The organism is Stenotrophomonas sp. 05L44_2, assembly GCF_056665995.1.
This window is the reverse complement of the sequence record NZ_JBFTNR010000296.1, coordinates 1-4,773: the sequence shown is the minus strand read 5'-3', so window position 1 is coordinate 4,773 and position 4,773 is coordinate 1. Positions and strand designations below refer to the sequence as shown.

Sequence of the window (4,773 nt, the reverse complement as noted above, 5' to 3'; positions counted from 1 at the left end):
CCATGCCCGGCGAGCACGCGCGGCGTGGCATGGGACAATGCCCTGCCCGCCGCCTGCCGTCCCCGCGATGCTGATTGCCTTCAACAAGCCGTTCAACGTGCTCTGCCAGTTCACCGACCGCAGCGTGCCGCCGCGGCCGACATTGGCCGGCTTCGGTTTGCCGCCGCGCGTCTACGCTGCCGGCCGCCTCGACCATGACAGTGAAGGCCTGCTGCTGCTGACCGACAACGGTACGCTGGCGCACAAGTTGACCGACCCGAAGCACAAGGCGGACAAGCTCTACTGGGTGCAGGTGGAAGGCACGCCCAGCGACGGGCAGCTGCAGCAGCTGCGCGATGGCGTGATGCTCAATGACGGGCCGACGCTGCCGGCGAAAATCGAGCGCCTCGATCCTGCGCCTGAACTGTGGCCGCGCGATCCGCCGGTGCGCTTCCGCAAGACGGTGCCCGACAGCTGGCTGGCGATCACGATCCGCGAGGGGCGTAACCGCCAGGTGCGGCGAATGACCGCTGCGGTGAACCTGCCGACGCTGCGGCTGGTACGCGCTGCAATGGGGCCATACCGGCTGGATGACCTGCAGCCCGGGCAGTGGCGGCAGATCGGCTGAAAAAAAGGCCGGAGGCCTTGCGGCGTCCGACCCTCGTGCAGCGTCATGGGGTCAGAGCCCTTCCTGCGGAAGGGATCCGACCCCGGTCAATCAGGCGTCGCTGCCGATATCGCTGTGCTCGTCGACCACGGTGTCGTTGCGGCGATCGCGCGCGTTGATGCGCTGGGCCTGGCCGTTGACCACATGGCCATTGGCGGCCTTCTTCTTCTGCTGCTTGCGGTACAGCGCATAGCCCAGCAGGCCTACGCCCACGGCAGCTGCCGCGATGGTCACCGCCGGATTGYGGCGGGCGAACTTGGTGGCGACCTTGCCGCCAGTCTTCACCGCGCCAAGGGCGGCACCGGTCTTGATCCAGTCGCTGGCCTGCGGGCCGAGGTGACGCAGGCTGCCGCCCGCGCTCTTCAGGCCATCGCCTGCGGTATGGGCCAGGTCGAGGGCGCGCTCCAGGGCGCGGTCGGTGATTACGGTCAGCTTGCTCATGCGGGGGTGTCCTTGCCTCGGGTCGAAGTCCAGTGTCGCCTGTTGCCCGTAAACGGTATGTCAGTCAGGCGGGCGCGTGGTGTGACTCTACCGCAGCCATTCAGGAACGGGCGGGGTGTCGGCGCGCATCACGTCCCGCGCGGCTTGGCCCGGTGGGTCGCCGTAGCCGTCCAAGGGTCGTCCGGCCACGGGTGGCGCGGGTAACGGCCCTTCATCTCCTTCTTCACCTCGGCGTAGGTGTTCTCCCAGAAATTGCGCAGATCCTGGGTSACCTGCAAYGGCCGGCCRCCCGGCGACAGCAGGTGCAGGGTCAGCGGCACCCGGCCATCGGCGATGCGTGGCGTATCGGCCAGGCCGAACAACTCCTGCAGCTTCACCGCCAGCACCGGCGGCAGCGGCTCGCCGCTTTCGCCGTCCAGCGCGTAGCTGATCGGCCGCTCCAGCCCCGACGGCACGGTGATCCGGGTGGGCGCGTGGCGCTCGACCAGCTGCCGTTGCGACCATTCCAGTGGCGACTTCAGCGCTTCGCCGAAACTGGCCTCGTCCAGTGCATCCAGCCGTGTCCTGCCCGCGAACGCCGGCTGCAGCCACTGCGCACGGTTGGCCAGCAATGCGGCATCACTGCAGTCGGGCAGGCCCAGCTCGGGCATCCAGCGCCGCAGCGATTCCACCCGTGCCTGCCACTGGCGCAGACCGTCGGTCCATGGCAATGCCTGCAGGCCGAGCTCGGCAACGGCGTCGGTGAGTGCCTGCGCCGCCAGCTGCGGATCAACCCGGCCAGCCGAACGGCTGTCCATCACGATGCGGTCGAAGCGTGTTTCGCGCAGCGCGACCAGGGCGCGGCGGGTGTCATCCCAGCGCACCGCGTCTTCGGTCACGAAGCGCTCGGGCCAGTGCCTGCGCAGAAAGCCTTCATCCACCGGTGCGGCGCGCAGCAGCAGCGCGTCGCGCGCCTCGAAGCGCAGTTCGCTGGCCACCAGCCACGGTTCGCCCCGCAGGTCGCTCAGTTCATGCAGGCGGGCGCTGCGGCCGTTGGCCAGCAGGTAACGCAGCGGGTCGTTCGGATGCTGGAAGGCAATGCGGTCGGGGAAGGCATGGGCCAGCAGGTCGCCCAGTTCGTGGGCCTCGATGCTGGCGGGCGGTGTAGCGTCACAACGCAGGCGACGGCGCCACTGTTTGGCAGCGGCATCGATGGCGGCCAGGCCACTGCGATTGGCATCGGCCGGCGCACGGCCGTTGCGGAAGGCCGCCAGTGCGCGCCAGCGTGCGGCCAGTGCATCACCGCCCTGGCGCAATGGGTCACGAGCTTCCAGCAATGCCGCCAGATCGGCGGCCAACGCCTGCGCGCGGGCATCAGCTGCGGCCAGCAGCATCGCGGCCATCCGCGGATGGGTGCCCAGCGCCAGCACGCGACGGCCAAGTGCAGTGATCGCGCCGCTGCTCGACAACGCGCCCAGGCGCTGCAGCAGTTCGCGTGCGGCGGCCATCGGCCCGGTCGGTGGCGGGTCGAGGAAGCGCAGGTCGCTGCTGCCCCAGGCGGCCAGTTCCAGCGCAAGGCCGGCCAGTTCAACCTGGTCGATCTCGGCGCGACGCTGCGGTTCCAGCCGCTGCGACTGCGGCCACAGCCGCCAGGCCACGCCCTCGGCCACGCGCCCGGCACGGCCGGCACGCTGGTCGGCCGAGGCCTGCGCAATGGCGACCACGTCCAGGCGGGTGAATCCACTGTTGGGGTCGTAGCGCGGCTCGCGCGCCTGGCCGCTGTCGATCACCACGCGCACGCCGGGCAGGGTCACCGAGGATTCGGCGACGTTGGTGGCGAGCACCACGCGGCGGCGGCCGTCGCTGGCGGCCTGCAGCACGCGCGCCTGCTGTTCCACCGGCAGTTCACCGTGCAGGGCCAATACGTCCACCGCAGCGCCAGCAAGACTGTCCTGCAGGCCTGCCTGCACGCGTGCGATCTCACGTTGGCCGGGCAGGAACACCAGCAGGTCACCGGGGTGCTCGGCCAGCGCCTGCTGCACCGCGCGTCGCACCTGCAGTTCCAGCGCCTCGTCACGCCGGGCAGGGAAGTGGCTGATTGCCACCGGATAGCTGCGGCCTTCGCTGCTCAGTCGTGGTGCATCGAGGAAGCGCGCCAGGCGTTCGCCATCGAGCGTCGCCGACATCACCAGCAACCGCAGGTCATCGCGCAGCTGCGACTGCACGTCCAGCGCCAGCGCCAGGCCCAGGTCGCCACTGAGGTGGCGCTCGTGGAATTCGTCGAACAGGATCGCGCCCACGGTCTCCAGCATTGGATCGTCCTGCAGCATCCGGGTCAGGATGCCCTCGGTGACGACCTCGATGCGCGTGCGCGCCGATACCTTGTTCTCGAAGCGGATGCGGTAGCCGACGATGCCGCCGACCTCCTCACCGAGCTGGCGCGCCATGAACATCGCGGCACTGCGCGCGGCCACCCGGCGTGGTTCCAGCAGGATGATCCTGCGACCCTCCAGCCACGGCGCATCGAGCAGCGCCAACGGCACCTGGGTGGTCTTGCCCGCGCCAGGCGGGGCTTCCAGCACCAGCCGCGGGTGCACGGCCAGGTGCTGCTGGATCTGCGGCAGCAGCGGAGAGATGGGGAATTGCGGGGCGTTCATCTGCAAAGGATAAGGGGCCATGGCGGGCACGGGTACAATGCGCGGGTTTTCCTGCCTCTGCTGCCCCCATGCATCTGATCGATATCGGCGCCAACCTGACCCACGACTCCTTCGACCGCGACCGCGACGCCGTGCTGGACCGCGCACGCCAGGCCGGTGTGGTGCAGATGATCATCACCGGTGCCAGCCGCGAGCATTCGCCGCTGGCCCTGCAGCTGGCGCAGCAGCACCCGGGCTTCCTGTACGCCACTGCCGGCGTGCACCCGCACCACGCGGTGGAGTACACCGACGAGTGCGATGCGGAGATGCGCGCACTGCACGCCCATGCCGAAGTGGTGGCGGTGGGAGAGTGCGGGCTGGACTACTTCCGTGATTTCTCGCCGCGCCCGGCGCAGCATCGCGCGTTCGAGCGCCAGCTGCAGCTGGCTGCAGACAATGGCAAGCCGCTGTTCCTGCACCAGCGCGACGCGCATGCCGATTTCATGGCACAGATGAAGAACTTCGAAGGCCGCATCGGTCCGGCCGTGGTGCACTGCTTCACCGGCGAGCGCCAGGAGCTGTTCGATTATCTCGACCAGGACTGGTACATCGGCATCACCGGCTGGCTGTGCGACGAGCGCCGTGGCGGTCACCTGCGCGAGCTGGTGAAGAACATTCCGGCCAACCGGTTGATGATCGAGACCGACGCACCGTACCTGCTGCCGCGCACCTTGAAGCCGATGCCGAAGGATCGCCGCAACGAACCGGTGTTCCTGTCGCACATCGTGGAAGAGCTGGCGCGGGACCGTGGCGAGGATGTGCAGACCACGGCCGCAAACGCCACGGCTGCCACGCGTGCGTTCTTCCGGTTGCCGGACGCCGCCTGATCGGCAAACGGTAGTGCCGGCCGCTGGCCGGATCCGGTAGCGCCGGGCCATGCCCGGCGAGCGAAGCGGCAATATCCGTCAGCCGGGAGTGCCCGGATCCGGTAGCGCCGGGCCATGCCCGGCGAGCGAAGCGGCAATATCCGTCAGCCCTTCCCGATACGTTGGAAACCGCGGCGTCCAGCCC

The 4,773-nt window shown here is 69.2% G+C and carries 4 protein-coding genes; 2 read left to right on the top strand and 2 right to left on the bottom strand.

Annotation, left to right across the window (positions count from 1 at the left end):
• Window positions 1-67: 67 nt before the first annotated feature.
• Window positions 68-607: a pseudouridine synthase gene (locus AC1VAN_RS11780; protein WP_312962901.1), complete on the top strand. Its 540-nt coding sequence runs from the start codon at window positions 68-70 to the stop codon at window positions 605-607.
• 90 nt (window positions 608-697) lie between these two features.
• Here the strand turns inward: AC1VAN_RS11780 and AC1VAN_RS11775 are convergent, their stop codons facing one another.
• Together AC1VAN_RS11775 and hrpB are read right to left on the bottom strand one after the other, a co-directional pair.
• Window positions 698-1,087 carry a hypothetical protein gene (locus AC1VAN_RS11775; RefSeq protein ID WP_480985853.1) on the bottom strand — a complete coding sequence of 130 codons (390 nt, stop codon included), beginning with the start codon at window positions 1,085-1,087 and terminating at the stop codon, window positions 698-700.
• 128 nt (window positions 1,088-1,215) lie between these two features.
• Window positions 1,216-3,723, bottom strand: a complete 2,508-nt coding sequence (gene hrpB, locus AC1VAN_RS11770) for an ATP-dependent helicase HrpB (protein ID WP_442252340.1) — start codon at window positions 3,721-3,723, stop codon at window positions 1,216-1,218.
• Window positions 3,724-3,791: 68 nt separating this feature from the next.
• Here hrpB and AC1VAN_RS11765 point away from each other — a divergent pair, with 68 nt between their 5' ends.
• The gene (locus AC1VAN_RS11765) at window positions 3,792-4,589 is read left to right on the top strand and encodes a TatD family hydrolase (protein WP_025877584.1); all 798 of its coding nucleotides are present in this window, start codon (window positions 3,792-3,794) and stop codon (window positions 4,587-4,589) included.
• Window positions 4,590-4,773 lie beyond the last annotated feature (184 nt).

Bases quoted from the DNA above. Each gene is read 5' to 3' on its own strand.
- AC1VAN_RS11765 (WP_025877584.1), top strand. From the start codon at position 3,792: ATGCATCTGATCGATATCGGCGCCAACCTGACCCACGACTCCTTCGAC.
- AC1VAN_RS11780 (WP_312962901.1), top strand. From the start codon at position 68: ATGCTGATTGCCTTCAACAAGCCGTTCAACGTGCTCTGCCAGTTCACC.